General features: G+C 61.7%; 27 protein-coding genes. 22 read left to right on the forward strand and 5 right to left on the reverse strand.

The window, feature by feature from the left end; all coding sequences use genetic code 11:
- Positions 1-34: 34 nt before the first annotated feature.
- The 13 genes from motA (at position 35) to HF675_RS09625 (ending at position 14,927) form a co-directional block, all read left to right on the forward strand.
- A complete protein-coding gene (gene motA, locus HF675_RS09565) occupies positions 35-925 on the forward strand; it encodes a flagellar motor stator protein MotA (protein WP_187044495.1) in 891 nt (296 codons plus the stop codon).
- Entirely contained in the window at positions 922-1,950 is a 1,029-nt protein-coding gene (gene motB, locus HF675_RS09570) for a flagellar motor protein MotB (RefSeq protein ID WP_187044496.1), read from the forward strand. Before motA ends, motB begins: the two co-directional genes overlap by 4 nt.
- The gene (gene cheA, locus HF675_RS09575; RefSeq protein WP_187044497.1) at positions 1,947-3,920 is read left to right on the forward strand and encodes a chemotaxis protein CheA; all 1,974 of its coding nucleotides are present in this window, start codon (positions 1,947-1,949) and stop codon (positions 3,918-3,920) included. The genes motB and cheA overlap by 4 nt, the downstream gene beginning before the upstream one ends.
- Positions 3,921-3,950: 30 nt before the next feature.
- Positions 3,951-4,451, forward strand: coding sequence for a chemotaxis protein CheW (gene cheW, locus HF675_RS09580; RefSeq protein ID WP_105233410.1), 501 nt, complete (start codon positions 3,951-3,953; stop codon positions 4,449-4,451).
- Positions 4,452-4,620: 169 nt separating this feature from the next.
- Entirely contained in the window at positions 4,621-6,288 is a 1,668-nt protein-coding gene (locus tag HF675_RS09585; RefSeq protein WP_187044498.1) for a methyl-accepting chemotaxis protein, read from the forward strand.
- A 103-nt stretch (positions 6,289-6,391) separates the two neighbouring features.
- Complete coding sequence (locus HF675_RS09590; protein ID WP_187044499.1) at positions 6,392-7,996, forward strand: methyl-accepting chemotaxis protein; 1,605 nt, start codon at positions 6,392-6,394, stop codon at positions 7,994-7,996.
- Positions 7,997-8,024: 28 nt separating this feature from the next.
- The gene (cheR, locus tag HF675_RS09595; RefSeq protein ID WP_187044500.1) at positions 8,025-8,885 is read left to right on the forward strand and encodes a protein-glutamate O-methyltransferase CheR; all 861 of its coding nucleotides are present in this window, start codon (positions 8,025-8,027) and stop codon (positions 8,883-8,885) included.
- Positions 8,885-9,934, forward strand: coding sequence for a chemotaxis response regulator protein-glutamate methylesterase (locus HF675_RS09600; protein ID WP_187044501.1), 1,050 nt, complete (start codon positions 8,885-8,887; stop codon positions 9,932-9,934). Before cheR ends, HF675_RS09600 begins: the two co-directional genes overlap by 1 nt.
- Before the next feature lie 109 nt (positions 9,935-10,043).
- The gene (cheY, locus tag HF675_RS09605) at positions 10,044-10,433 is read left to right on the forward strand and encodes a chemotaxis response regulator CheY (RefSeq protein ID WP_105231597.1); all 390 of its coding nucleotides are present in this window, start codon (positions 10,044-10,046) and stop codon (positions 10,431-10,433) included.
- A gap of 12 nt (positions 10,434-10,445) precedes the next feature.
- Complete coding sequence (cheZ, locus tag HF675_RS09610) at positions 10,446-11,090, forward strand: protein phosphatase CheZ (RefSeq protein WP_105231596.1); 645 nt, start codon at positions 10,446-10,448, stop codon at positions 11,088-11,090.
- Between the two features lie 207 nt (positions 11,091-11,297).
- The gene (flhB, locus tag HF675_RS09615) at positions 11,298-12,449 is read left to right on the forward strand and encodes a flagellar biosynthesis protein FlhB (RefSeq protein WP_105231595.1); all 1,152 of its coding nucleotides are present in this window, start codon (positions 11,298-11,300) and stop codon (positions 12,447-12,449) included.
- A complete protein-coding gene (flhA, locus tag HF675_RS09620) occupies positions 12,442-14,523 on the forward strand; it encodes a flagellar biosynthesis protein FlhA (RefSeq protein WP_187044502.1) in 2,082 nt (693 codons plus the stop codon). The genes flhB and flhA overlap by 8 nt, the downstream gene beginning before the upstream one ends.
- Positions 14,523-14,927 (forward strand): flagellar protein FlhE, encoded by a 405-nt coding sequence (locus tag HF675_RS09625; RefSeq protein WP_111736877.1) that lies wholly within the window; start codon positions 14,523-14,525, stop codon positions 14,925-14,927. Before flhA ends, HF675_RS09625 begins: the two co-directional genes overlap by 1 nt.
- A gap of 4 nt (positions 14,928-14,931) precedes the next feature.
- On the opposite strand, the gene HF675_RS09630 is transcribed toward HF675_RS09625, so the two are convergent.
- The 5 genes from HF675_RS09630 to flgA all read right to left on the reverse strand — a co-directional run bounded on the left by HF675_RS09630 (position 14,932) and on the right by flgA (position 17,394).
- The gene (locus HF675_RS09630) at positions 14,932-15,234 is read right to left on the reverse strand and encodes a DNA-binding transcriptional regulator (protein ID WP_105231592.1); all 303 of its coding nucleotides are present in this window, start codon (positions 15,232-15,234) and stop codon (positions 14,932-14,934) included.
- The gene (locus HF675_RS09635) at positions 15,215-15,601 is read right to left on the reverse strand and encodes a type II toxin-antitoxin system RelE/ParE family toxin (protein WP_105231591.1); all 387 of its coding nucleotides are present in this window, start codon (positions 15,599-15,601) and stop codon (positions 15,215-15,217) included. The genes HF675_RS09630 and HF675_RS09635 overlap by 20 nt, the downstream gene beginning before the upstream one ends.
- Before the next feature lie 238 nt (positions 15,602-15,839).
- Positions 15,840-16,274, reverse strand: coding sequence for a flagella synthesis protein FlgN (locus tag HF675_RS09640; RefSeq protein WP_187044503.1), 435 nt, complete (start codon positions 16,272-16,274; stop codon positions 15,840-15,842).
- Between the two features lie 30 nt (positions 16,275-16,304).
- Entirely contained in the window at positions 16,305-16,616 is a 312-nt protein-coding gene (flgM, locus tag HF675_RS09645; protein WP_105231589.1) for a flagellar biosynthesis anti-sigma factor FlgM, read from the reverse strand.
- 127 nt (positions 16,617-16,743) lie between these two features.
- Complete coding sequence (gene flgA / locus HF675_RS09650) at positions 16,744-17,394, reverse strand: flagellar basal body P-ring formation chaperone FlgA (RefSeq protein WP_187044504.1); 651 nt, start codon at positions 17,392-17,394, stop codon at positions 16,744-16,746.
- 186 nt (positions 17,395-17,580) lie between these two features.
- On the opposite strand from flgA, the gene flgB reads away from it, so the two are divergent.
- The 9 genes from flgB (at position 17,581) to flgJ (ending at position 24,827) form a co-directional block, all read left to right on the forward strand.
- Positions 17,581-17,991: a flagellar basal body rod protein FlgB gene (gene flgB / locus HF675_RS09655; RefSeq protein ID WP_111736882.1), complete on the forward strand. Its 411-nt coding sequence runs from the start codon at positions 17,581-17,583 to the stop codon at positions 17,989-17,991.
- Positions 17,992-17,996: 5 nt separating this feature from the next.
- Positions 17,997-18,401 (forward strand): flagellar basal body rod protein FlgC, encoded by a 405-nt coding sequence (flgC, locus tag HF675_RS09660; RefSeq protein ID WP_111736883.1) that lies wholly within the window; start codon positions 17,997-17,999, stop codon positions 18,399-18,401.
- A 12-nt stretch (positions 18,402-18,413) separates the two neighbouring features.
- Positions 18,414-19,103, forward strand: a complete 690-nt coding sequence (gene flgD / locus HF675_RS09665; protein WP_187044505.1) for a flagellar hook assembly protein FlgD — start codon at positions 18,414-18,416, stop codon at positions 19,101-19,103.
- A gap of 63 nt (positions 19,104-19,166) precedes the next feature.
- A complete protein-coding gene (gene flgE, locus HF675_RS09670; protein ID WP_105231584.1) occupies positions 19,167-20,405 on the forward strand; it encodes a flagellar hook protein FlgE in 1,239 nt (412 codons plus the stop codon).
- Positions 20,406-20,429: 24 nt separating this feature from the next.
- The gene (locus tag HF675_RS09675; RefSeq protein ID WP_187044506.1) at positions 20,430-21,185 is read left to right on the forward strand and encodes a flagellar basal body rod protein FlgF; all 756 of its coding nucleotides are present in this window, start codon (positions 20,430-20,432) and stop codon (positions 21,183-21,185) included.
- Positions 21,186-21,195: 10 nt separating this feature from the next.
- The gene (flgG, locus tag HF675_RS09680) at positions 21,196-21,978 is read left to right on the forward strand and encodes a flagellar basal-body rod protein FlgG (protein ID WP_004961475.1); all 783 of its coding nucleotides are present in this window, start codon (positions 21,196-21,198) and stop codon (positions 21,976-21,978) included.
- 87 nt (positions 21,979-22,065) lie between these two features.
- On the forward strand, positions 22,066-22,770 hold the full coding sequence (flgH, locus tag HF675_RS09685; protein ID WP_187044722.1) for a flagellar basal body L-ring protein FlgH: 705 nt from the start codon (positions 22,066-22,068) through the stop codon (positions 22,768-22,770).
- A 9-nt stretch (positions 22,771-22,779) separates the two neighbouring features.
- Entirely contained in the window at positions 22,780-23,880 is a 1,101-nt protein-coding gene (locus HF675_RS09690; RefSeq protein ID WP_187044507.1) for a flagellar basal body P-ring protein FlgI, read from the forward strand.
- Positions 23,880-24,827 carry a flagellar assembly peptidoglycan hydrolase FlgJ gene (flgJ, locus tag HF675_RS09695; RefSeq protein ID WP_187044508.1) on the forward strand — a complete coding sequence of 316 codons (948 nt, stop codon included), beginning with the start codon at positions 23,880-23,882 and terminating at the stop codon, positions 24,825-24,827. Before HF675_RS09690 ends, flgJ begins: the two co-directional genes overlap by 1 nt.
- Positions 24,828-24,880 lie beyond the last annotated feature (53 nt).

The following is a 24,880-nucleotide window of genomic DNA, read 5'->3' on the forward strand; positions in this document are numbered from 1 at the left end:
TCCTCCATCCACCTCGTTTAATTAAGGAATGCGTGTGTTAGTTATTTTGGGTTACGTAGTGGTTCTGGCCACGGTATTTGGCGGCTATATGATCGTGGGTGGCCACCTCGGCGCGCTGTATCAGCCGGCGGAGTTCCTGATTATCGGCGGCGCCGGCGTTGGCGCATTTATCGTCGGCAACAACGGTAAAGCGATCAAGGCCACGCTGCGCGCCATACCTACGCTGATGCGCCGCTCAAAATACAACAAAGCGCTGTATATGGATTTGATGGCGTTGCTGTTTCGCCTGCTGTCCAAATCACGCCAGCAGGGGATGCTGTCGCTGGAGTTCGATATTGATAACCCGCAGGAGAGTGAAATTTTCTCTAATTATCCGCGCATTCTTGCCGATAACCATTTGGTGGAATTTATTACCGACTATTTACGGCTGATGGTGAGCGGCAATATGAACGCGTTTGAAATTGAGGCGCTGATGGATGAAGAGATTGAAACCTTCGAGCAGGAAAGCGAGGTGCCGGCCGGCAGTCTGGCAATGGTCGGCGATTCACTGCCGGCGTTCGGCATCGTCGCCGCCGTGATGGGCGTGGTGCACGCGCTGGCCTCGGCTGACCGGCCGGCGGCGGAGCTGGGGGCGCTGATCGCCAATGCGATGGTGGGGACTTTCCTTGGGATCCTGCTGGCTTACGGTTTTATTTCTCCGCTTGCCACCCTGCTGCGGCAAAAGAGCGCGGAGAACGTCAAAATGATGCAGTGCATCAAGGTGGCGCTGCTCTCCAGCCTGAACGGCTACGCGCCGCAAATTGCCGTCGAATTCGGCCGTAAAACCCTGTACACCACGGAGCGGCCGTCCTTTGTGGAACTGGAAGAACATGTGCGTCAGGTGAGGGCGCCGGCGCAGCAGGCAGCGGAAGAAGAGCAGGCATGAAGCAGAATCACCCGGTCGTCCTGGTTCGCAAGCGTAAGGCGCACCATAACGCGCATCACGGTGGTTCCTGGAAAATCGCCTATGCCGACTTTATGACGGCGATGATGGCGTTCTTTTTGGTGATGTGGCTGTTGGCCATTGCCAGTCCGCAGGAGTTAACGCAAATCGCCGAATATTTCCGTACGCCGCTGAAAGTGGCGCTGACCGGCGGCAACAAAAGCAGTGCCGAAAGCAGCCCGATTCCCGGCGGCGGCGAGGATCCCACCCGGCAGGACGGGCTGGTAAAAAAACAGCCGAACGCCGAACAGCAGGCGGAAGCGCGGAGGTTCAATAAGTTGCGCGAGCGGCTGGATCAGCTGATTGAGTCCGACCCGCGCCTCAGGGCGCTGCGGCCGCACCTGCTGATTAACCTGATGGATGAAGGGTTGCGCATCCAGATTATCGACGGCAAGAACCGGCCGATGTTCAAAACCGGCAGCGCGCAGGTGGAGAATTATATGCGCGATATTCTGCGGGCAATTGCGCCGATCCTGAATGACTTACCCAATAAAATCAGCCTGTCTGGCCATACTGACGATCTGCCGTACGCCACCGGCGAGCGCTATTACAGCAACTGGGAACTGTCCGCCGATCGCGCCAACGCCTCACGGCGAGAGCTGATTGCCGGCGGGCTGGCGGAAGGCAAAGTGCTGCGCGTGGTGGGCATGGCCGCCACCATGAGTTTGAAGCAGCACGGGGCGGATGATTCGATGAACCGGCGCATCACGATCCTGGTGCTGAATAAACAAACGCAGCAGGGCATCGAGCATGAAAACGCCAAAAGCGAGGCGGCGGAAATCAGCCGGCCGCAGGCGCTGAAGCAACTGGCGCCGCAGCCTGTTGCCGCGTCGACACAAAAGACGCCGGCTGGAGAAGCGGCGGTTCAGCCGTCAGCGCCGGAGGCGCCGACGACGGACGTCTCACCGGCGCCGGCGGCAGGCCCATCGACTAACCCACAGCGTCTCACAGTAGAGGTGATCCCGTGAGTATGGATATTAGCGCTTTTTATCAGACCTTTTTCGATGAAGCAGACGAGCTGCTGGCCGATATGGAACAGCACCTGCTGGAGCTGGATCCGCTGGCGCCGGATATCGAACCGCTGAACGCCATTTTCCGCGCGGCCCATTCGATTAAAGGCGGTGCGGCCACCTTCGGTTTTAGCATTCTGCAGGAAACCACCCATCTGTTGGAAAACCTGCTGGACAGCGCGCGGCGCCAGGAAATGAGCCTGAGCACCGAGATTATCAACCTGTTTCTGGAAACCAAAGACATTATGCAGGAGCAACTGGACGCCTATAAAACGTCACAACAACCCGATGCCGACAGCTTTGCCTATATCTGTCAGGCGCTGCGGCAGTTGGCGCTGGAAGCGCAACAGGGCGCTCCCGCACTGCCGGCAGCGGAGCCTGAGGTGGCCGCCCCGGCGATGCCGCCGTCCGCGTCAGCCGGAGCCGGCGGGCTGCATATTTCACTGACCGATCTGAAACCGAACGAAATCCCGCTGTTGCTGGAAGAACTGGGTAACCTCGGCGAAGTGCGCGATCCGCAGCAGGGTGAAAACAGCCTGTCGGTGACGCTGCTGACGTCCGTCAGCGAAGAGGATATCAGCGCGGTGCTCTGCTTTGTGCTGGAGCCTGAGCAGATTGCCTTCGCTGCGACCGCAGCCCCGCCGGCTGAGGCGGCAAAAGTGGCCGGGCCTGTTCCACCGGCGGTGCAAACGGCGGCGCCGGCGGCAGACGCGCCGAAGCCGCGCAGCAAAGCGGCGACGGAGTCCAGCAGCATCCGCGTGGCGGTCGAGAAGGTGGACCAGTTGATCAACCTGGTCGGCGAGTTGGTGATCACCCAGTCGATGCTGGCGCAGCGTTCCGGCACGCTGGATCCGGTCGCGCACGGCGACCTGCTCAACAGCATGAGCCAGTTGGAGCGCAACGCGCGTGACTTGCAGGAGTCGGTGATGTCGATCCGCATGATGCCGATGGAGTACGTGTTCAGCCGCTTCCCGCGGCTGGTGCGGGACCTGGCCGGCAAGCTGAACAAGCAGGTAGAGCTGACGTTACAGGGCAGCTCCACCGAACTGGATAAGAGCCTGATAGAGCGCATTATCGATCCGTTGACCCACCTGGTGCGCAACAGCCTGGACCACGGGATTGAAGACCCGCAGGTGCGTCTGGCTGCGGGCAAGCCGGAGGTCGGCAACCTGATTCTGTCGGCGGAGCATCAGGGCGGCAATATCTGCATTGAGGTGACTGACGACGGCGCCGGGCTGAACCGGGAAAAAATCCTGGCCAAGGCGGCCGCGCAGGGACTGGCGGTCAGCGACAGCATGAGCGACGAAGAGGTTGGTATGCTGATCTTCGCGCCGGGCTTTTCCACTGCGGAACAGGTGACCGACGTCTCCGGCCGCGGCGTCGGCATGGACGTAGTGAAGAGAAACATTCAGGAGATGGGCGGCCATGTAGAAATTCATTCGCAGGCGGCCAAGGGAACCTCTATCCGTATTTTGCTGCCGCTGACGCTGGCGATCCTGGACGGGATGTCGGTCAAGGTGAATGACGAGGTGTTTATCCTGCCGCTGAACGCGGTGATGGAGTCGCTGCAGCCGCAGGCGGAAGATCTGCATCCGCTGGCCGGCGGCGAGCGGGTGCTGCAGGTGCGCGGCGAATACCTGCCGTTGGTTGAGCTGTACCGCATCTTCGACGTTGCCGGCGCGAAAACCGAAGCGACGCAGGGCATCGTGGTGATACTGCAAAGCGCCGGCCGGCGCTACGCGCTGCTGGTGGATCAGTTGATCGGCCAGCATCAGGTGGTGGTGAAAAACCTGGAAAGCAACTACCGCAAGGTGCCGGGCATTTCCGCAGCGACCATTTTGGGTGACGGCAGCGTGGCGCTGATCGTCGATGTGTCGGCGCTGCAGACGCTGAACCGTGAAAAGCTGCTGCCGGAGGCGGCGGCGTAACTCGTTAACCGACTTGGATAGGGCATGAATATGGCTGGATTGGCAAGCGTCAGCAAAATGGCTGGTGAAACCGTAGGGCAGGAGTTCCTGATTTTTACGCTGGGTAATGAAGAGTACGGCATTGATATTCTGAAGGTGCAAGAGATCCGTGGTTATGACCAGGTGACGCGCATCGCCAATACGCCGGCGTTTATTAAAGGGGTGACCAACCTGCGCGGCGTGATCGTGCCGATTATCGATCTGCGGGTGAAGTTTGCCCAGCAGGACGTCTCTTACGATGAAAACACCGTGGTGATTGTGCTCAACCTCAGCCAGCGGGTGGTAGGTATTGTGGTGGACGGCGTGTCCGACGTACTGTCGCTGACCGCCGAGCAGATCCGGCCGGCGCCGGAATTTGCCGTCACGCTGGCGACTGAATACCTCACCGGGCTGGGGGCGCTGGGTGAACGGATGCTGATCCTGGTGGATATTGAAAAACTGCTGAGCAGCGAAGAGATGTCGCTGGTCGACAGCGTGGTGAAAAGCGCCTGATTCACAGATGGCCGTCGCCGTTGTGCCGCCGTCTCCGAGCGGTGCAACGGCGGTAACCGACTCACACAAAATAGTTACCCGCAACCATAAAGTTCTCTTCGGCGCCGCCGATAACCCAGACAGATAACGTTTTGGGATTTATCCGAGTGGCATTCCAAGAAGGGGACACATGTTTAATCGTATGAAAGTCGTGACCAGCCTGCTGTTGGTGCTGGTGTTGTTTGGTGCGTTGCAGCTGATTTCCGGCGGACTGTTCTTCTCCTCGCTCAAGAGCGATAAGGAAAACTTCACCGTATTGCAGACTATCCGACAGCAGCAGTCCGAACTGAACGGCAGCTGGGTAAGCCTGTTGCAGGCCCGCAATACGCTGAACCGCGCGGGCATCCGCTACATGATGGATGCCAATAAAATCGGCAGCGGCGCCAGCGTGCAGGATTTACTGGCATCGGCCCGCAGCGCGCTCGGCGAGGCGCAGCAGCGTTACGCCGCTTACGAAAAAGTCCCGCTTGGCGAGCGACAGGACCGGCAGGCTGCTGAAAAGCTTAAGCAGCAGTATCACATTTTATACGGCGCGCTGTCGGAGCTGATCCAACTGCTGGACGCCGGCAAAATCAACGCCTTCTTCGACCAACCGACTCAAAGCTACCAGGATGCCTTCGAACAGGTCTATGTCGCGTATCTGATGAAAAACGGCGAGCTGTATCACGATGCGGTAGAGGCCAACGAACGCTCTTATAGTTCGGCGCTCTGGACATTGGTGACCGTGCTGCTGGTGGTGCTGGCGGCGATCGTGCTGGTATGGAGCGGTATTCATCATATTCTGGTACGTCCGCTTAACCGCATTATCGAACATATCAAACACATTGCTGCCGGCGATCTGACCCGGTCGATCGACGTCGGCAGCCGCAACGAGATGGGCGTGCTGGCCGCCAGCCTGCAGCATATGCAGGCCGAACTGACTAACACCGTCAGCGGCGTGCGTCAGGGGGCCGACGCTATCTACAGCGGCGCGTCGGAAATCGCCGCCGGTAATAACGATCTCTCCTCCCGCACTGAACAGCAGGCGGCTTCGCTGGAAGAAACTGCCGCCAGCATGGAGCAACTGACCGCCACGGTGAAACAGAATGCGGAAAATGCGCGCCAGGCCAGCCAACTGGCGCTGAGCGCCTCTGAAACCGCGCAGAAGGGCGGCAAGGTAGTCGCCGACGTCGTGCAGACTATGCACGATATCGCCGGCAGTTCGCAGAAAATCGCTGATATTACCAGCGTGATCGACGGCATTGCCTTCCAGACCAATATTCTGGCGCTTAACGCGGCGGTGGAAGCGGCGCGCGCTGGTGAACAGGGGCGCGGTTTTGCCGTGGTGGCCGGCGAAGTGCGCAATCTGGCGCAGCGCAGCGCGCAGGCGGCAAAAGAAATTAAAGGACTGATTGATGACTCGGTCAGCCGTGTCGATATGGGATCGGTACTGGTGGAAAGCGCCGGCGAAACCATGGGCGATATCGTCAATGCGGTGACGCGGGTCACCGACATTATGGGAGAAATCGCCTCCGCGTCCGACGAGCAGAGCCGTGGGATCGACCAGGTCGGCCAGGCGGTGGCGGAAATGGACCGCGTCACGCAACAGAACGCCTCACTGGTGGAAGAGTCGGCCTCTGCGGCCGCGGCGCTGGAGGAGCAGGTCAGCCTGCTGACGCGCTCCGTCGCGGTGTTCCGCCTGCATAACAACGGTCAGGAAGCCGTCAACGCGCCGGTCATCAGCAAGGCGGCTGTCCCGAGCATTACGCCGCGTAAAGCCAGCGTCGGCGAGACGCAGGATAACTGGGAAACGTTCTGACTCTGAGGTGCCGTAACCGCCGCATGCTGTAGCGCGGCGGTTGCGGAGAAAGCGCCTCTGTTCCGTCGTCGGCTGGCCGCGTCCGGATGAAAGGAGATTCATCATGTTTAACCGAGTCCGTATTTCCATCAGCCTGTATCTGCTGATGTTCTGTTTTTGTCTGATGCAGCTGATCAGCACCGGTCTGTCGTTCAGCGCCTTCCGCGCCGACAGCCGCAGCTTTGAGGTGATAACGCAGGGAAGTCAACAGCGTGACGTGTTGACGATGAGCCGGATTGCATTGCTGCAGGCGCGCAATAGCCTGAACCGCGCCGGCACCCGTGCTGCGCTGCAGCTGCCGCAGGAGCAGGTGAACCCCCTGATGGATGACGCCCGCCGTTCGCTGCAGAGCGCCGAGCAGGGTTTTGGTCAGTTTCAGACGCTTGCGCCCGCCGGCGAGAGTGAACGCCGCCTGACGGCCCGCTATCAGCGGTTGCGCGCAGCGCTGCTGGAGCTGATCGGTTTGTTGGAGAGCGGCAACCTGCAGGCTTTTATGGCGCAGCCCACGCAGCAAATACAGGCGCAGTTTGACACGGAGTTCACGCATTACCTGCAGCAGTTGAGGGGCGAGATGGCGCAGGCGCAGCAGGCCAATCAGCGGGCCTACGCCTTGGGCGGCTGGATGCTGGCGGGCGCGGTGCTGATGCTGTTCGTCGTCGCCGGCAGCGCCATTTGGTGGCAGCAGACCGTGCTGCTGGGGCCGCTGAAAACCATGCGCCGCCATTTTGAACGCATCGCCGCCGGCGATCTGGCGATGCCGGTGGAGGTGAAAGGCAACAATGAAATCAGCGCGCTATTCGCCGGGCTGCGGCAGATGCAGCAGTCGCTGGCCAATACCGTCGGCGCAGTGCAGGACGGGACACAAGCCATGCTGATCGGGCTGCAGGAGATTGCGGCAGGCAATAACGATCTCTCTTCCCGCACCGAGCAGCAGGCCGCCTCGCTGGAAGAAACCGCCGCCAGCATGGAGCAATTGACCTCAACGGTGAAACAGAACGCCGACAATGCGCGCCAGGCCACGCAACTGGCGCGCGATGCGTCGACCATCGCCGCCAAAGGCGGCGAGCTGGCGGGCGAGGTGGTCGATACCATGTGCGCTATCTCCGGCAGTTCGCAGAAAATCGGCGCCATTACTGGCGTCATCGACGCTATTGCCTTCCAGACCAATATCCTGGCGCTTAACGCGGCGGTGGAGGCGGCGCGCGCCGGCGAACAGGGGCGCGGTTTCGCCGTGGTGGCCGGTGAGGTGCGCAGTCTGGCGCAGCGCAGCGCGCAGGCGGCGAAAGAGATTAAAGATTTGATCGATGAGTCGGTGGCGCGGGTGCAGCAGGGGTCGACGCTGGTGGAACACTCCGGCGCCACCATGCAGGACATCGTGCGTTCGGTAACGCGGGTTACCGACATCATGGGGGAAATTACGTCCGCGTCCGATGAGCAAAGCCGCGGCATTGAACAGGTGACGCAGGCGGTGACGCAAATGGATCAGGTGACACAGCAGAATGCGGCGCTGGTGGTCGAGGCGGCCTCTGCCGCCAGCGGTCTGGAAGAGCAGGCGATCGCCCTGGCGGATGCGGTGTCGGTATTTCGTCTGGCGGACGCGCACGTCAGCGTGCCGGCCGCAGAGTGGTTACAGAGGCAAAAGGAGACGCCAGATTGTCAAACAGCATAAAACCGAGTTCTTTTCCGGGTAAGACGCGATGAAGCCTTTACCCCATGGCGCGGCGACGCCGCTGGCGCAGATGGCGCAGCGTCTGCCGCTGTCCGACGTGCATTTTCGCCGTATCAGCCAGCTGATTTATCAGCGCGCCGGCATCGTGCTGGCGGAGCATAAACGGGAAATGGTGTACAACCGCCTGGTGCGCCGCCTGCGCCTGCTGGGCATCAATGATTTCGGCAGCTATCTGGCGCAGTTGGAGAGCGACGTCAACTGCGCCGAATGGCAGGCGTTTATCAATGCGCTGACCACCAACCTGACGGCGTTTTTTCGTGAGGCTCACCACTTTCCTATTCTGGCCGAACATGCCCGCACGCGCCCGAACGGCTACTGCGTCTGGAGTACCGCCGCCTCGACCGGCGAAGAGCCGTATTCCATCGCCATCACCCTGAGCGAAACGTTGGGGCAACGGGGCGGCGGCTTTCAGGTATGGGCCAGCGATATTGATACGCAGGTGCTGGAGAAGGCGCAGGCGGGCATCTACCGGCAGGAGGACCTGCGCACGCTGACGGCGGGGCAGATGCAGCGCTACTTTTTACGCGGCACCGGGCCGCATCAGGGGCTGGTGCGTATCCGGCCGGAGCTGGCGGCGCAGGTGCACTTTCAGCCGCTGAACCTGCTGGCGCCGCAGTGGGATCTGCCGGGGCAGTTCGACGCTATTTTTTGCCGCAACGTGATGATCTATTTCGATAAGGCGACGCAGGAAAAGATTCTGCGTCGGTTTGTTCCCCTATTGAAGCCTGGCGGGCTGCTGTTTGCCGGTCATTCCGAAAACTTCAGCCAGATCAGCCGGGATGTCTACTTGCGCGGGCAGACCGTGTATGGCCTGACCAAGGAGAGGTAATGAGTAAAATCAGAGTGTTAAGCGTAGATGACTCCGCCCTGATGCGGCAGCTGATGTGTGAAATTGTCAACAGCCACGCGGATATGGAAATGGTGGCGACCGCGCCGGATCCGTTGGTGGCGCGCGATCTCATCAAAAAATTTAATCCGCAGGTGCTGACGCTGGACGTCGAAATGCCGCGCATGGACGGATTGGAATTCCTTGAAAAGCTGATGCGTCTGCGGCCGATGCCGGTGGTGATGGTGTCATCGCTGACCGGCAAAGGCTCGGAAATTACCCTGCGGGCGCTGGAATTGGGGGCGATTGATTTCGTCACCAAGCCGCAGTTGGGCATCCGCGAAGGCATGCTGGCGTACAGCGAGCTGATCGCCGAAAAGATTCGCACCGCCGCCCGTGCGCGCCTGCCGTCGCGTACGCGCGCCGCCGCGCCGCCGATCCTCAGCCATACGCCGCTGCTCAGCAGCGAAAAGCTGATCGCCATCGGCGCCTCCACCGGCGGCACCGAGGCGATTCGTCAGGTGCTGCAGCCGTTACCGGCCACCAGTCCGGCGCTGCTGATCACGCAGCATATGCCGCCGGGGTTCACCCGCTCCTTTGCCGAGCGTCTGAACAAACTGTGCCAGATTACGGTGAAAGAGGCGGAAGACGGCGAGCGCGTGCTGCCGGGGCACGCTTACATCGCGCCGGGTGATCGTCACCTGGAGCTGGCGCGCAGCGGCGCCAACTATCAGGTGAAGCTGCATGACGGACCGCCGGTCAACCGGCACCGGCCGGCGGTGGACGTGCTGTTCCGCTCGGTGGCGCAGTTCGCCGGGCGCAATGCGGTCGGGGTGATCCTGACCGGCATGGGGAACGACGGCGCCGCCGGCATGCTGGAAATGCACCGCGCCGGCGCCTATACCCTGGCGCAGGATGAAAACAGCTGCGTGGTGTTCGGTATGCCGCGCGAGGCTATCGCCGGCGGCGGCGTCAGCGAAGTGGTGGAACTGGAACGGATAAGCCAGCGCATGCTGGCGCAAATCGCCGGAGGGCAGGCGCTGCGTATCTGACGCCGCCTGCGTCGGGGGCGAACGGATTTAGCCGGCGTCGCCGGAGTAGCGGCGGCGCGGCTGTTGCTGCAATTGGCTCAATAATGAGCATTAAACCTTAGGACTAACTATGGCAGATAAAAATCTCAGATTTCTCGTGGTGGACGACTTCTCAACCATGCGTCGCATCGTCAGGAACTTACTGAAAGAGCTGGGCTTCAATAATGTGGAAGAGGCGGAGGACGGCGCCGACGCGCTGGGCAAACTGCAGGCCGGCGGTTTTGACTTTGTGGTCTCCGACTGGAACATGCCGAACATGGACGGCCTGGAGCTGCTGCAGGCGATTCGCGCCGACGGACAGTTGGCGAAACTGCCGGTGCTGATGGTGACCGCCGAGGCCAAGAAAGAGAACATTATTGCGGCGGCGCAGGCCGGCGCCAGCGGCTATGTGGTGAAGCCGTTCACGGCGGCGACGCTGGAAGAGAAGCTCAATAAGATCTTCGAAAAACTGGGCATGTAAGGAGAAAGCGCCATGACAAATATTCCGATGCCTGCCAGCGATGCGGCGAGCGCGGGGGAGATTATCGCCCGTATCGGCCAGTTGACGCGGATGCTGCGCGACAGCATGCGCGAGCTGGGACTTGACCAGGCGATCGCCCAGGCGGCGGAGGCGATACCGGATGCGCGCGACCGGCTGGACTATGTCGTGACCATGACGGCGCAGGCGGCGGAACGCGCCCTGAACTGCGTTGAAGCGGCGCAACCGCGCCAGGCGGAGCTGGAAACCGGCGCGAAGGCGCTGCAGGGGCGTTGGGATGAGTGGTTCGCCAATCCGATCGAGCTGGCGGAGGCGCGCGTGCTGGTCAGCGATACCCGTCAGTACCTGGCGCAGGTGCCGGAGCACACCGCCTTTACCAACGCGCAGCTGCTGGAAATCATGATGGCGCAGGACTTCCAGGATCTGACCGGTCAGGTCATCAAACGCATGATGAGCGTGGTGCAGGAGATCGAAAAACAGCTGCTGATGGTGCTGATGGAGAATATTCCGGAGCAGCCGGTTAAAGATAAGCGGCCGAATGACAGTTTACTCAACGGTCCGCAGCTCGATCAGAACGGCGTCGGCGTGATCGCCAATCAGGAGCAGGTGGACGACCTGCTCGACAGCCTCGGTTTCTGAGGGATACCGGGCGCGGGTCGCCGCGTCCGGTGATATTTTTTGTGTAATCGATGCTCTGCGGCGGAAAAACTGACCGTAATCTCCGCGTCCGGTCGTTCCCCATCCCCGAAATAACTCACCTTTTCCCGCGCTGTTCCATCAATAAACTCCGCATTTTTTTGTCATGCTGACCGCAATTTTATTCCTTTCCGGCACGGTGAACAGGCAGTGGCTGAAGACAGCGATCTGGAAAAAAGCGAGGCCCCCACGCCCCATCGGTTGGAAAAAGCGCGGAAAGAGGGGCAGATCCCGCGTTCGCGCGAACTGACGTCCATGCTGATGCTGATCGTGGGGTTGGCGTGTCTGTGGCTGGGGGGCAGCAATATGGCCCGAGAGCTGTCGCAGATGCTGGCCGGCGGCCTGCATTTCGATCACGCCATGGTGAATAACGATAAGCAGATGCTGCGCCAGCTGGCCACGTTGCTGCGTCAGGCGGTGTGGGCGCTGTTGCCGGTGCTGGCGGGGCTGGTGCTGGTGGCGCTGACCGCGCCGATGCTGCTGGGAGGGCTGCTGTTCAGTGCCAAATCACTCAAGTTCGATCTCAAACGGCTGAACCCGCTGTCCGGCCTGAAACGCATCTTTTCCAGCCAGGTGCTGGCGGAGCTGCTGAAGGGCGTGCTTAAAGCGCTGCTGGTGGGCTGGGTGACCGGTCTGTATCTGTGGCACAACTGGGCGGCGATGCTGCATCTGGTGACGCAGCAGCCGCTGGATGCGATGGCCAACGCGCTGCAGATGGTGGTGTTCTGCGGCCTGCTGGTGGTGCTTGGCCTGGTGCCGATGGTGGCGTTCGACGTGTTTTATCAGCTGTGGAGCCACTTCAAAAAGCTGAAGATGACCAAGCAGGATATTCGCGACGAGTTTAAGGAGCAGGAGGGCGATCCGCACGTGAAGGGGCGGATTCGCCAGCAGCAGCGCGCCGCCGCCCGCCGCCGCATGATGGCGGACGTGCCGAAGGCGGACGTGATCGTCACCAACCCGACGCACTACGCGGTGGCGCTGCAGTACAACGATAAAAAGATGAGCGCGCCGAAGGTGCTGGCGAAAGGCGCCGGCGAGATTGCGCTGCGCATCCGCGAACTGGCGGGAGAACACCGTATCCCGCTGCTGGAGGCGCCGCCGCTGGCGCGCGCGCTGTACCGTCACAGCGAGATTGGCCAACATATTCCCACTACCCTGTATGCCGCGGTCGCCGAAGTGTTGGCCTGGGTGTACCAGCTACGCCGCTGGCAGCGGGAAGGGGGGCTGATCCCGAAAAAACCTGAACATTTACCGGTGCCGGACGCACTGGATTTTGCTGGAGAAAGTAACGCTGATGGCTAATTTGGCCTCCCTGCTTCGTTTGCCGGGGAATTTTAAAGATACGCAGTGGCAGGTGCTTGCCGGCCCGGTGCTGATTCTGCTGATTCTGTCGATGATGGTGCTGCCGCTGCCGTCGTTTATCCTCGATCTGCTGTTCACCTTCAATATCGCACTGTCGATTATGGTGCTGTTGGTGGCGATGTTTACCCAGCGCACGCTGGAGTTCGCCGCATTTCCCACCATTTTGCTGTTCTCGACCCTGCTGCGCCTGTCGCTGAACGTGGCCTCGACCCGCATCATTCTGATGGAAGGGCATACCGGCTCTGCGGCGGCGGGACGGGTGGTGGAAGCCTTCGGCCACTTCCTGGTCGGCGGCAACTTCGCCATCGGCATCGTGGTGTTTATTATTCTGGTGCTGATTAACTTTATGGTGATCACCAAGGGGGCCGGGCGGATTGCCGAAGTGGGCGCGCGTTTTGTGCTCGACGGCATGCCGGGCAAGCAGATGGCGATCGACGCCGACCTGAACGCCGGACTGATTGGCGAAGAAGAGGCGAAAAAACGCCGCGCCGAGGTGACGCAGGAGGCGGATTTCTACGGCTCGATGGACGGCGCCAGTAAATTTGTGCGCGGCGATGCGATTGCCGGCCTAATGATTATGGTGCTGAACGTGGTCGGCGGCCTGTTGGTCGGCGTGGTGCAGCACGGTATGCCGTTGGGGGCGGCGGCGGAGAGCTACACGCTGCTGACCATCGGCGACGGGCTGGTGGCGCAGATTCCGGCGCTGGTGATCTCTACCGCCGCAGGCGTGATCGTCACCCGCGTGGCGACCGATCAGGACGTTGGCGAGCAGATGGTCGGCCAGCTGTTCAACAACCCGCGCGTGATGCTGCTCAGCGCCGGGGTGCTGGGGCTGTTGGGGTTGGTGCCGGGCATGCCGAATCTGGTGTTCCTGCTGTTTACCGCCGGGCTGCTGGGGCTGGCCTGGTGGCTGCGCGGCCGTGAGCAGCAGGCGCCGCGTCAGGCGGAAGCACCGGCCGCGCCGCAGGACAACCCGCAGGCGCTGGAGGCCAGCTGGTCGGACGTTCAGTTGGAAGATCCGCTGGGCATGGAAGTGGGCTACCGGCTGATCCCGATGGTGGACTTCCAGCAGGATGGCGAGCTGCTGGGGCGTATCCGCAGCATCCGCAAAAAATTCGCCCAGGAGATGGGCTACCTGCCGCCGGTGGTGCATATCCGCGACAATCTTGAGCTGCCGCCGGCCCGCTACCGTATTCTGATGAAGGGCGTGGAAATCGGCAGCGGTGAAGCGCATCCGGGGCGCTGGCTGGCGATTAACCCCGGCAATGCGGCGGGGGAACTGCCCGGCGAGAAAACCGTCGATCCGGCCTTTGGTCTGGAAGCGGTGTGGATCGACAGCGCGCTGCGTGAGCAGGCGCAAATTCAGGGCTTCACGGTGGTGGAGGCCAGCACCGTGGTGGCTACCCACCTGAATCATCTGATCGGCCAGTTCGCCAGCGACCTGTTTGGCCGTCAGGAGGCGCAGCAACTGCTGGACCGCGTGACGCAGGATATGCCGAAGCTCACCGAGGACTTTGTGCCCGGCGTGGTCTCGCTGACCACGCTGCACAAGGTGCTGCAAAATCTGCTGGCGGAACGTATTTCGATTCGCGATATGCGCACCATTATTGAAACGCTGGTAGAGCATGCGCCGACGCAGAGCGATCCGTATGAATTGACCGCCGTGGTGCGCGTCGCGCTGGGAAGGGCGATAACCCAGCAGTGGTTCCCGGGCAACGGTGAAATTCAGGTGATTGGCCTGGATACCCAGTTGGAGCGTCTGTTGCTGCAGGCGCTGCAGAACGGCGGCGGGCTGGAGCCGGGGCTGGCCGAAAGGCTGTTGGAACAGGCGCAGCAGGCGCTGCAGCGTCAGGAAATGCACAGTGCGCCGCCGGTGTTGCTGGTCAATCACGCGCTGCGGCCGCTGCTGTCGCGCTTTCTGCGCCGCGGTCTGCCGCAGCTGGTGGTGCTGTCGAATCTGGAAATCAATGATGAGCGCCAAATTCGCATGACCGCCACCATCGGCGGCGTCTGATGAGGCGTCTGTGGCTGCTGCTGTGGTTGTTCGGCGTTCAGGCGGCGCAGGCGGTCTCCGGCTCCTGGGCGGCGGACGGGCTGGGGGCGACGCTGAGCCACGGTGGTATCAGCACGCAGTCGTCCGCGCTGCGGCCGCCGAATGTCTTGCCGAGCGATGAGGCGCGCATCGTCAGCGTCAGCTGGCGTTATCTGCTGACATCACCGCCGCCGGCTGGTTTACAGGTGCAGCTGTGCATACCGGGACGTTGCGTACCGCTCGCAGGCGCCAGCGGCACTACGCTGGCGTTGCAGGACGCGCCGGCGGCCAGCGAGCTGCGCTTCAGCTATGTTGTGCAGACGCGCGGCGCGCTGTTTCCTCCGCTGCGGGTGCTCAGCAACCAGGTGATTGTCAATTATCAGTAATGTCTCAGGCGAGGATCGCCAGTCCGCTGCGTTCAACCAGCGACAGCAGCTTCATCGCCGCGGAGTTGGGTTTTGCCTCGCCGCGCTCCCACTTTTGCACCGCTTTTTTACTGACGTTGAGGTGCAGGGCGAACACCGGCTGACTGACGTTTTCACGTTCACGCAGGGCGCGGATGTCGGCGGGCGAGTAGTGTTTAACCGGGTGTAAACAGAGCATATCGAAGGTGCGCATTGTCACATCGTCGACGAAGCCCGTTTGGTGCAGTCCCTGCACTTCCTGGTGGATCTCAGACAGAATTTTGCTCATCACACAGCCTCTTTAATTCCTTGTTGTTAACCAACTGATAAAGTCTATAAGGCGAGAAATCCAGATACAGAGCCGCCAGGCACTTTAATGCAGCCAGTTCGTCGCGGCTCAGGTTCTCCCTCTCGCTTTTGGCGAACCCGCGCATAAAAAACAGCCGGTTCTCCTCACGGAAGGCGATTAACAGGCGGTAGCCGCCGCGTTTTCCCCCGCCGTGTTTCGCGACCCGTTTTTTGTACACGCAGCCGCCGAGGTTGGCCTCGTAGTTTTCATGCCGTATTTCTCTGGCGGCTTTGATCACGGTGGCGTCGCTGATGCGTTCACGCGCGGCAAAAGCCTGAAACGTTTTGGTCAGGTAGATATCCGTCATTCACGCTCCCTGTGAAATCTATACCCTTGGTGGGTATATTTCAAGCGGTTTAACAACGCGCTCATCATGCCGCGTCAAACGGGGGAGGCACAGAGGAATAGAGGGATTATGCGGGGCGTGATGAATTTAAAAATGACGATATAGCAGCATTTATCAAAGGAATGCGCACGGCTGCGCAAAATGGTAAACCTCGTCCGGCGTTATGGGGCAGCCGGACGACGCGAAGAGGGATTTGGATTTAAACGCCGATTTTGCGCCCCAGCAGGCTGCCGCCGCGCGACTGTCCGTCCGGCCCGTACAGGTTTTTATTCTGTTTGTTCAGCACCGCCAGTGCCTGAGCGTTGTGGTCGATATGGCGGCTGAGCAGCAGGCCGTTATGCTGATTTTTCTCACGTAATTGCTGGCTTTGCTGCTGAACCTGCCGCCAGCGCGCAGTCAGCCCGTCATGGCCGGCATAGGGCGCTTTCGGGCCGCCGCCGTTTTCCAACAGCTGTCGCTGCTGTTCCAGATGATTGACCGTCGCCAGCAGCTGGCTTTTGTCATCGGTAACGCGCTGCAGCGCAGGCCCCGGCAGCGTGCCGGCGCACAGCAGGGCGTGTTCTTCCGCCAGCACGCTCTCCAACTCGCTGAGCGTTTCCAGTAGCTTGTCCAGGTGCAGTGCCAGACTTTCCATGGTGATTGTTTACCTTTTCTCTCTGTACGTTCAGCGCGGTCCGGATGTCCACTGGCTGTCGTTTTGCATTTCCTGCAGCAGCGCGTCGGCAATCTTGCCGGCGTCCATAGTGAGATCGCCGCTGCGAATCGCCTGCTTGATCGCCTCAACCCGGTTCATGTCGATATCCTGGCTGCCGGGCTGCATCAGCTGCGCCTGCGCGTCGCTGAGCCTGACCTGCGTACCGCTCTGGCCGTTTTCCGCCTGGGCGTTTTTACGCGGTTTCAGCGGCGTTTCCGCCGAGGTTTCTCGGGGCTGCACGGCGGTAATGGCCTGCAGCCGTTGGGTGCGATCGATACTCATGTCCCATCTCCATCTACATCGCGCGTCTGCGGCGACGGAAGTCGTTATTACTCTGGGCGGCGCGCTCGGCCGCTGTCGTTGATAGTGTAACTATCGGCAGGCCGGCGCAAACCTTTAATCGCGTTCTTTATAACGTGATACGCACTTCGCCATCTTCGCCGACATGGCCGCTGACGATCCGCCCGGAGGTCATTCTCACCCGCACGTTGTCATCGGCGGCGGCGTTGTTCATCGCCTTACCGTTGCCGCTGATAGTAAAACTTTCGCCCTGTACCCGTACCTGCACCGGCTGGCCGGCTTTCACCAGCCAGGGGCGGCGCAGCATCGGGGCGGTTAGCGGCTGCGCACGGCCGATATTGCGCAGGCTGACGGCGCCGAGGGCGCGGCGAGCGTCGCTGAGTGCACGCGGCGGCAGCGTATCCAGCCGCCCGCGCATGACTTTTACGTCTGCCGCCGTCAGCGCATGGCCGGCGCGGATCGCGCGTGCGGCCACCAGATAGCGGCCGGTCGCTGCAACCTGCGTCTGGATAAAGCGACGTTCATTGCCGCAGCGGGCGGACAGGGTGACGGCGCCCCAGAGGCGGACGCTTTGCGTCAGCGCCAGCTGCGGTGTGGCGCAGGCGGGCCATTGCGCCTTCGGCGTGCGCACCTCGACGTTGACCGTCACCGGGCTGTTGGCAAACTGCGCCTGGATAAAACGGTCGATTTGCCCGGCGAGATCGTCGGCATAGGCCGGCAGGCCCGGCAGCAGCGCCAGCAGTATGAGTAATAATCGCAATCCCGGCCTCCCGGAGGTTAGCGTCGCACGCGCCGCCGCGGCGACCTGTCTGATGGCGTCCAGTGTACCCGGAGTCCGCGCCGGTTAAGCGGGCAAATAGCGACGCATTTGACGTTTATTCTGGCGATAGGTTGGCAATGGCGGCGTTTATGCTGTCGGCTCCAAATTCTAACCTCGTGAGGGAGCATGCTCGACAAACTGGACGCCAGCCTGCGTTTCGGGCAGGAGGCGCTGAACCTGCGCGCGCAGCGCCAGGAGATCCTGGCGGGCAATATCGCCAACGCCGACACGCCGGGTTATCAGGCCCGGGATATTGATTTTGCCAGCCAACTGAACAAGGTGATGGCGCAGGGCCGCCCCGGCGGCAGCGGCGTGGCGCTCAGCCTGACCTCGGCGCGTCATATTCCGGCGCAGAACCTGCAGCCGCCGCAGCTGGAGCTGTTATACCGGGTGCCGGACCAGCCGGCGAGCGACGGCAACACGGTGGATATGGATCGCGAACGCACCAACTTTGCCGATAACAGCCTGAAATACCAAGCCGATCTGACGCTGCTTACCGGTCAGATCAAAGGCATGCTGTCGGTGATTCAAGGATAAGGCGTATGTCACTACTGAACATTTTTGATATTTCCGGTTCGGCGCTGAGCGCGCAGTCGCAGCGGCTGAACGTCAGTGCCAGCAACATGGCCAACGCCGACAGCGTCACCGGGCCGGACGGCCAGCCGTACCGCGCCAAACAGGTGGTGTTCGAGGTGGCCTCAGCGTCCGGCCAGCCTACCGGCGGCGTACGCGTCGCGCAGGTGGTGGAGGACCCGGCGCCGGCGCGCAGGGTGTATCAGCCGGGCAACCCGCTGGCGGACGCCCGCGGCTACGTCAAGATGCCCAACGTCGATGTGGTCGGTGAAATGGTCAACACCATCTCGGCCTCGCGCAGCTATCAGGCCAACGTCGAGGTGTTGAATACCACCAAGTCGATGATGATGAAAACCCTCACGCTGGGCCAATAACCGGAGCTTTTTATGGGCATTGCCGCAACCACCAATGAACCACTGGACAACACCGTCGCCGGCGCCAACGCCAGAAGCGGCGCGGCCGGCAACAGCAGCCAGGATCTGCAAAACAGTTTCCTGACCCTGCTGGTGGCGCAGTTGAAAAACCAGGACCCGACCAACCCGATGCAGAACAACGAACTGACGACCCAGTTGGCGCAGATCAACACCGTCAGCGGCATCGAAAAACTCAACACCACGCTGGGATCGATTTCCGGCCAGATCAACAGCAACCAGTCACTGCAGGCCAGCGCGCTGATCGGCCACGGCGTAATGGTGCCGGGCAAAGACATCCTGGTGGGCAGTAAAGAGGGTCAGGTCAGCACCACGCCGTTCGGCGTCGAGCTGGAACGCGCCGCCAGCAGCGTTACCGCCACCATCAGTGACGCCACCGGTAAGGCGGTGCGCACCATCGAGATCGGCAGCCTGGGCGCCGGCGTGCACGCCTTTACCTGGGACGGCAAGCTGGAAGACGGCAGCAACGCGCCGGACGGCGCCTATACCGTCGCCATCAACGCCAAGGGCAACGGTGAACAGTTGGTGGCGAACCCGCTGCGCTTCGCCATGGTGAACGGCGTCACCCGCGGCGCAGACGGCGCCAAACTGGATCTCGGCCTGGCGGGCAGCGCCACGCTGGAAGATGTGCGCCAGATCCTATAACACGCAGCGCCAGATTCAGCGACGGCTGTTTTAACTTACCTATTTGTTTTTTGGAGACTACACATGGCTTTTTCTCAGGCAGTCAGCGGCCTTAATGCGGCGGCGACCAACCTTGACGTTATCGGCAACAATATCGCCAACTCCGCCACCGCCGGGTTTAAATCCGGCAGCGTATCCTTTGCCGATATGTTCGCCGGCTCGCAGGTCGGGCTGGGGGTAAAAGTGGCGGGTATTACGCAAAATTTTAACGGCGGCACGCCGACCAGCACCAACCGCGCGCTGGATATCGCCATTACCGAAAGTGGTTTCTTCCGCCTGCAGGACAGCGACGGCGGCATCTTTTACAGCCGCAACGGCCAGTTCAAACTGGATGAAAACCGTAACCTGGTGAATATGCAAGGCCTGCAGCTGACCGGCTACCCGGCAGCTGGTACGCCGCCAACCATTCAGCAGGGGGCGGATCCGCAGCCGCTGAGCATTCCTGAAGGGATGATGAACGCCAGAGCATCCACTTCCGGCGCGATGGTGGCCAACCTGAAGTCCACCCACAAGGTGCCGGAAAATACGACCTTCGATCCAAGCAAAACGGACTCCTATAACTACGTCAACGTTATTACCACCTACGACTCGCTGGGCAATGCGCACAACATTAACGCCTATTTCGTCAAAACCGCCGACAACAAATGGGATGTCTACACCCAGGACGGCAGCGTTGACGGCGCTCCGGCCGACAAGGCCGGCAGCCTGAACTTCAACACCAGCGGCACCCTGACTGAAACCCTGGACGCCGACGGCAACCCGAGCGCCACGGCGTTCAGCCTGACGATCCCGATGTCGGCCAAAGACGGCGCGCCGGCGCAGGACTTCACCCTCAGCTTTGCCGGCAGCATGCAGCAGAACGTCGGCAGCGACTCGGTGAGTAAAGTGTCGCAGGACGGCTACAGCGCCGGCGAATACACCAACTTCCAGATTGAGCAGGACGGCACCGTGGTCGGCCTGTACTCCAACCAGCAAAAACAGGTGCTGGGGCAGATCGTGCTGGCTAACTTCTCCAATCCGGAAGGGCTGGCGTCACAGGGCGATAACGTGTGGCAGGAAACCGGCGCCTCCGGTCAGGCGCGCGTCGGCGTGGCGGGCGGCGGCGGCTTCGGCAAGCTGACCAGCGGCGCACTGGAGTCCTCCAATGTCGATCTGAGCCAGGAACTGGTCAATATGATCGTCGCACAGCGCAACTATCAGTCGAACGCGCAGACCATCAAGACGCAGGACTCCATCCTGCAGACGTTGGTCAGCCTGCGCTGACGGCGGGGTTAAAGGAACCAAGCTATGGATCACGCGATTTATACCGCGATGGGGGCGGCGCGTCAGACGCTGGACCAGCAGGCGATCACCGCCAACAATCTGGCCAACGTTTCGACGCCGGGCTTTCGCGCCCAGCTGGCGGCGCTGCGCGCGGTGCCGGTCGACGGGCCGAGCCTGCCGACGCGTACGCTGGTCGCCGCCTCGACGCCGGGCGCCGATATGCGCCAAGGGGCGCTGAACTACACCGCGCGCCCGCTGGACGTCGCGCTGCAGCAGGATGGTTTTCTGGCGCTGCGGCTGGCCGATGGCGGCGAAGCCTACACCCGCAACGGCAATATCCAGATTTCCGCCGAAGGGCAGCTGACGGTGCAGGGGCGGCCGCTGCTGGGCGACGGCGGGCCAATCGAGGTGCCGCCGCAGTCTGAGATCACCATCGCCGCCGACGGCACCATCTCGGCGCTCAATCCGGGCGACCCGCCGAACACCATCGCGCAGATCGGCCGGCTGAAGCTGGTCAAGGCGGAGGCTGCTGAGGTGGCGCGCGGCGATGACGGGCTGTTCCATCTGACGCCGGCAAGCCGGCAGCAGCGCGGCAACCAGCTGGCGAACGACCCGCAGGTGCGGGTGATGCCCGGCGTGCTGGAAGGCAGCAACGTCAACCCGACGGAAACCATGGTCGATATGATCGCCAACGCCCGCCGCTTCGAAATGCAGATGAAGGTCATCCACAGCGTGGATGAGAATGCACAACGCGCCAACTCGCTGCTGTCAGTGAGCTAAGGAAAACAACATGATCCCATCATTATGGATTGCCAAAACCGGTCTGGACGCGCAGCAGACCAATATGGACGTGATCGCCAACAACCTGGCGAACGTCAGCACCAACGGCTTCAAGCGCCAGCGTGCGGTATTTGAAGACCTGCTGTACCAGACCATGCGCCAGCCGGGGGCACAGTCCTCCGAGCAGACCACGCTGCCGTCGGGCCTGCAGATCGGCACCGGCGTGCGGCCGGTGGCCACCGAGCGCCTGCACAGTCAGGGCAATCTGTCACAGACCAACAACAGTAAAGACGTGGCGATCAAGGGACAGGGCTATTTTCAGGTAATGCTGCCGGACGGCAGTCAGGCCTACACCCGCGACGGCTCGTTCCAGATTGACCAGAACGGCCAGTTGGTGACCGCCAGCGGTTTCCAGGTACAGCCGGCGATCACCATTCCTGCCAACGCGCTGAGCATTACCGTGGGGCGCGACGGCATCGTCAGCGTGACCCAGCAGGGGCAGACGGCGGCGCAGCAGGTCGGCCAGCTGACGCTGACCACCTTTATCAACGACAGCGGTCTGGAGAGCGTCGGTGAAAACCTGTACCAGGAAACTGAAAGCTCCGGCGCGCCGAATGAGAGCACGCCGGGGCTGAACGGCGCCGGGCTGCTGTATCAGGGCTATGTGGAAACCTCCAACGTCAATGTGGCGGAAGAGTTGGTAAACATGATTCAGGTACAGCGCGCGTATGAAATCAACAGTAAGGCGGTGTCCACCTCCGATCAGATGCTGCAGAAACTGACGCAGCTGTAACCGATGCGGACGCATCAGGGCGCAGCCTGCTGCGCCCGCTTAACTCTCTCGTAAACAAAGGCGATATTTGTTGTGCTAACCACTCTTTTGACGGCGCGCCGGCCATCGCAGGGCAAACGCGCGCTGGCCGCCACGGCGCTGTTGGCGCTCAGCGGCTGCGCCTACATACCGCACAAACCGCTGGTCGACGGGGCCACCAGCGCGCAGCCGGCGCCGGCCACCGCGCCGGTGCCGAACGGCTCGATTTTTCAGACGGTACAGCCGATGAACTACGGCTATCAGCCGCTGTTTGAAGACCGGCGGCCGCGCAATATCGGCGATACCCTGACCATCGTGCTGCAGGAAAACGTCAGCGCCAGCAAGAGCTCGTCAGCCAACGCCAGCCGCAACGGCGCCAGCAAATTCGGCGTCGCCACCGCACCGCGCTACCTCAGCGGGCTGTTCGGCAACGCGCGCGCCGATATGGAAATGTCCGGCGACAGCAGCTTCGGCGGCAAAGGGGGGGCGAACGCCAACAACACCTTTAACGGCACCATTACCGTAACCGTCAACCAGCTGCTGACCAACGGCAACCTGCACGTGGTGGGGGAAAAGCAGATCGCCATCAATCAGGGCACCGAATTTATTCGTTTCTCCGGCGTGGTGAACCCGCGCACCATCAGCGGCAATAACTCCGTGACCTCGACCCAGGTGGCGGACGCCCGCATTGAGTACGTCGGTAACGGTTATATCAACGAAGCGCAGACCATGGGCTGGCTGCAGCGCTTCTTCCTCAATCTCTCCCCGTACTAAGGAATCGCGATGCTGAAGAAATTACTGATTGCCGCGCTGCTGGCGAGCCTCAGCCTGCCGGCCGCGGCGGAGCGGATCCGCGATCTGGTGACGGTGCAGGGCGTGCGCGACAATGCGCTGATCGGCTACGGACTGGTGGTGGGGCTGGACGGTTCCGGCGACCAGACCATGCAGACGCCGTTCACCACCCAAAGCCTGAGCAATATGTTGTCGCAGCTGGGCATCACCGTGCCGCCGGGCACCAATATGCAGCTGAAAAACGTGGCGGCGGTGATGGTGACGGCCAAGCTGCCGCCGTTCTCGCGCGTCGGGCAAAATATCGACGTGGTGGTCTCCTCGATGGGCAACGCCAAAAGCCTGCGTGGCGGCACGCTGCTGATGACGCCGCTGAAAGGGGTGGATAACCAGGTATACGCGCTGGCGCAGGGCAACGTGCTGGTCGGCGGCGCCGGCGCGGCGGCCGGCGGCAGCAGCGTACAGGTCAACCACCTGGCGGGCGGGCGCATCAGCAACGGCGCCACCATCGAACGCGAGCTGCCGACCACCTTCGGTCAGGGCGGCGAAATCAATCTGCAGCTGAACAATGAAGACTTTACGCTGGCGCAGCAGATCAGCGACGCGATTAACCGCCAGCGCGGCTACGGCACCGCGACGCCGCTGGACGCGCGCACCATCAAGGTACTGGTGCCGCAGGGCAACAGCTCTCAGGTGCGTTTTCTGGCGGATATTCAGAATATCAATGTGCGTGTCGGCGCGATCGACGCCAAGGTGATCATCAATTCGCGCACCGGCTCGGTGGTGATGAACCGTGATGTGGTGCTGGATTCCTGCGCGGTGGCGCAAGGCAACCTGTCGGTGGTGGTGGATCGGCAAAACAGCGTCAGCCAGCCGGATACGCCGTTCGGCGGCGGTCAGACGGTGGTGACGCCGAATACCCAGATCTCGCTGCAGCAGCAGGGCGGTTCGCTGCAGAAGGTCAACGCCAGCGCCAATCTGAATAACGTAGTCCGCGCGCTGAATGCGCTGGGTGCGACGCCGATCGACCTGATGTCCATCCTGCAGGCGATGCAGAGCGCCGGCTGCCTGCGCGCCAAACTGGAAATTATCTGATGAGCAGAGACGTCACCAGTATGGCCGGCGCGGCCTACGACGCCCAGGCGCTGAACGGGCTGAAAAGCGCCGCCGCCGCTGACCCGCAGGGCAACCTGAAGCAGGTGGCCCGCCAGGTGGAGGGCATGTTCGTGCAGATGATGCTGAAAAGCATGCGCGCGGCGCTGCCGAAAGACGGCATGCTGAGCAGCGACCAGACCCGGCTGTATACCTCGCTGTACGATCAGCAGATCGCCCAGCAGATGTCGCAGAAGGGGCTGGGGCTGGCGGATATGATGGTGCGCCAGCTCGGCAGCGCCGGCAGGCCACCGAGCGAAACGGCCGGCACGGTGCCGATGGCGTTGGACGGCGACAGGCTGCAGGCTCTGCCGCGTCAGGCGTTGGAGCAACTGGTGCGGCGCGCGCTGCCGCCAATGCCGTCGGTGCCGGGGAATTCTGCACCGCTGAACAACGGCAACTTTGTCGCCCGGCTGTCAACGCCGGCGCGCCTTGCCAGCCAGCAGAGCGGTATTCCCCATCAGCTGATCGTGGCGCAGGCGGCGCTGGAATCCGGCTGGGGACGGCGTGAAATCCCGGCCGCCGACGGTTCGCCGAGCCATAACCTGTTTGGCATCAAGGCGGGCAGCGGCTGGCGCGGGCCGGTGACGGAAATTACCACTACCGAGTTTGAACAGGGGGCGGCGAAGAAGATCAAGGCGCGTTTCCGCGTGTACGGCTCCTACGTGGAGGCGATCGCCGACTACGTCAAACTGCTGACCGGCAACCCGCGTTACGCCGGCGTCGCCGCCGCCCGCACGCCGGAACAGGCGGCGCATGCGCTGCAGCAGGCGGGTTATGCCACCGATCCGCACTATGCCCGCAAACTGGTCAGCGTGATTGCGCAGATGAGAAGCGCCGGTGAGCAGGTGGCGAAGGCCTACAGCCACGATTTGCAGGATCTGTTCTGATCACCATGCCCGGCGATGTGTCAGATTAAATGTCACGTCTGCCGGCAAAGTAT

The sequence above is a fragment of the Serratia sp. JUb9 genome, from assembly GCF_014298095.1.
Taxonomy (GTDB): Bacteria; Pseudomonadota; Gammaproteobacteria; order Enterobacterales; family Enterobacteriaceae; genus Serratia_B; species Serratia_B rhizosphaerae.

What these genes read in the sequence shown, in the direction of transcription:
- motB (WP_187044496.1), top strand. Translation starts at nt 922, where the DNA reads ATGAAGCAGAATCACCCGGTCGTCCTGGTTCGCAAGCGTAAGGCGCAC.
- cheW (WP_105233410.1), top strand. Translation starts at nt 3,951, where the DNA reads ATGGCTGGATTGGCAAGCGTCAGCAAAATGGCTGGTGAAACCGTAGGG.
- HF675_RS09585 (WP_187044498.1), top strand. Translation starts at nt 4,621, where the DNA reads ATGTTTAATCGTATGAAAGTCGTGACCAGCCTGCTGTTGGTGCTGGTG.
- HF675_RS09590 (WP_187044499.1), top strand. Translation starts at nt 6,392, where the DNA reads ATGTTTAACCGAGTCCGTATTTCCATCAGCCTGTATCTGCTGATGTTC.
- cheR (WP_187044500.1), top strand. Translation starts at nt 8,025, where the DNA reads ATGAAGCCTTTACCCCATGGCGCGGCGACGCCGCTGGCGCAGATGGCG.
- HF675_RS09600 (WP_187044501.1), top strand. Translation starts at nt 8,885, where the DNA reads ATGAGTAAAATCAGAGTGTTAAGCGTAGATGACTCCGCCCTGATGCGG.
- cheY (WP_105231597.1), top strand. Translation starts at nt 10,044, where the DNA reads ATGGCAGATAAAAATCTCAGATTTCTCGTGGTGGACGACTTCTCAACC.
- cheZ (WP_105231596.1), top strand. Translation starts at nt 10,446, where the DNA reads ATGACAAATATTCCGATGCCTGCCAGCGATGCGGCGAGCGCGGGGGAG.
- flhA (WP_187044502.1), top strand. Translation starts at nt 12,442, where the DNA reads ATGGCTAATTTGGCCTCCCTGCTTCGTTTGCCGGGGAATTTTAAAGAT.
- HF675_RS09625 (WP_111736877.1), top strand. Translation starts at nt 14,523, where the DNA reads ATGAGGCGTCTGTGGCTGCTGCTGTGGTTGTTCGGCGTTCAGGCGGCG.
- HF675_RS09630 (WP_105231592.1), bottom strand. Translation starts at nt 15,234, where the DNA reads ATGAGCAAAATTCTGTCTGAGATCCACCAGGAAGTGCAGGGACTGCAC.
- HF675_RS09635 (WP_105231591.1), bottom strand. Translation starts at nt 15,601, where the DNA reads ATGACGGATATCTACCTGACCAAAACGTTTCAGGCTTTTGCCGCGCGT.
- HF675_RS09640 (WP_187044503.1), bottom strand. Translation starts at nt 16,274, where the DNA reads ATGGAAAGTCTGGCACTGCACCTGGACAAGCTACTGGAAACGCTCAGC.
- flgM (WP_105231589.1), bottom strand. Translation starts at nt 16,616, where the DNA reads ATGAGTATCGATCGCACCCAACGGCTGCAGGCCATTACCGCCGTGCAG.
- flgB (WP_111736882.1), top strand. Translation starts at nt 17,581, where the DNA reads ATGCTCGACAAACTGGACGCCAGCCTGCGTTTCGGGCAGGAGGCGCTG.
- flgC (WP_111736883.1), top strand. Translation starts at nt 17,997, where the DNA reads ATGTCACTACTGAACATTTTTGATATTTCCGGTTCGGCGCTGAGCGCG.
- flgD (WP_187044505.1), top strand. Translation starts at nt 18,414, where the DNA reads ATGGGCATTGCCGCAACCACCAATGAACCACTGGACAACACCGTCGCC.
- flgE (WP_105231584.1), top strand. Translation starts at nt 19,167, where the DNA reads ATGGCTTTTTCTCAGGCAGTCAGCGGCCTTAATGCGGCGGCGACCAAC.
- HF675_RS09675 (WP_187044506.1), top strand. Translation starts at nt 20,430, where the DNA reads ATGGATCACGCGATTTATACCGCGATGGGGGCGGCGCGTCAGACGCTG.
- flgG (WP_004961475.1), top strand. Translation starts at nt 21,196, where the DNA reads ATGATCCCATCATTATGGATTGCCAAAACCGGTCTGGACGCGCAGCAG.
- HF675_RS09690 (WP_187044507.1), top strand. Translation starts at nt 22,780, where the DNA reads ATGCTGAAGAAATTACTGATTGCCGCGCTGCTGGCGAGCCTCAGCCTG.
- flgJ (WP_187044508.1), top strand. Translation starts at nt 23,880, where the DNA reads ATGAGCAGAGACGTCACCAGTATGGCCGGCGCGGCCTACGACGCCCAG.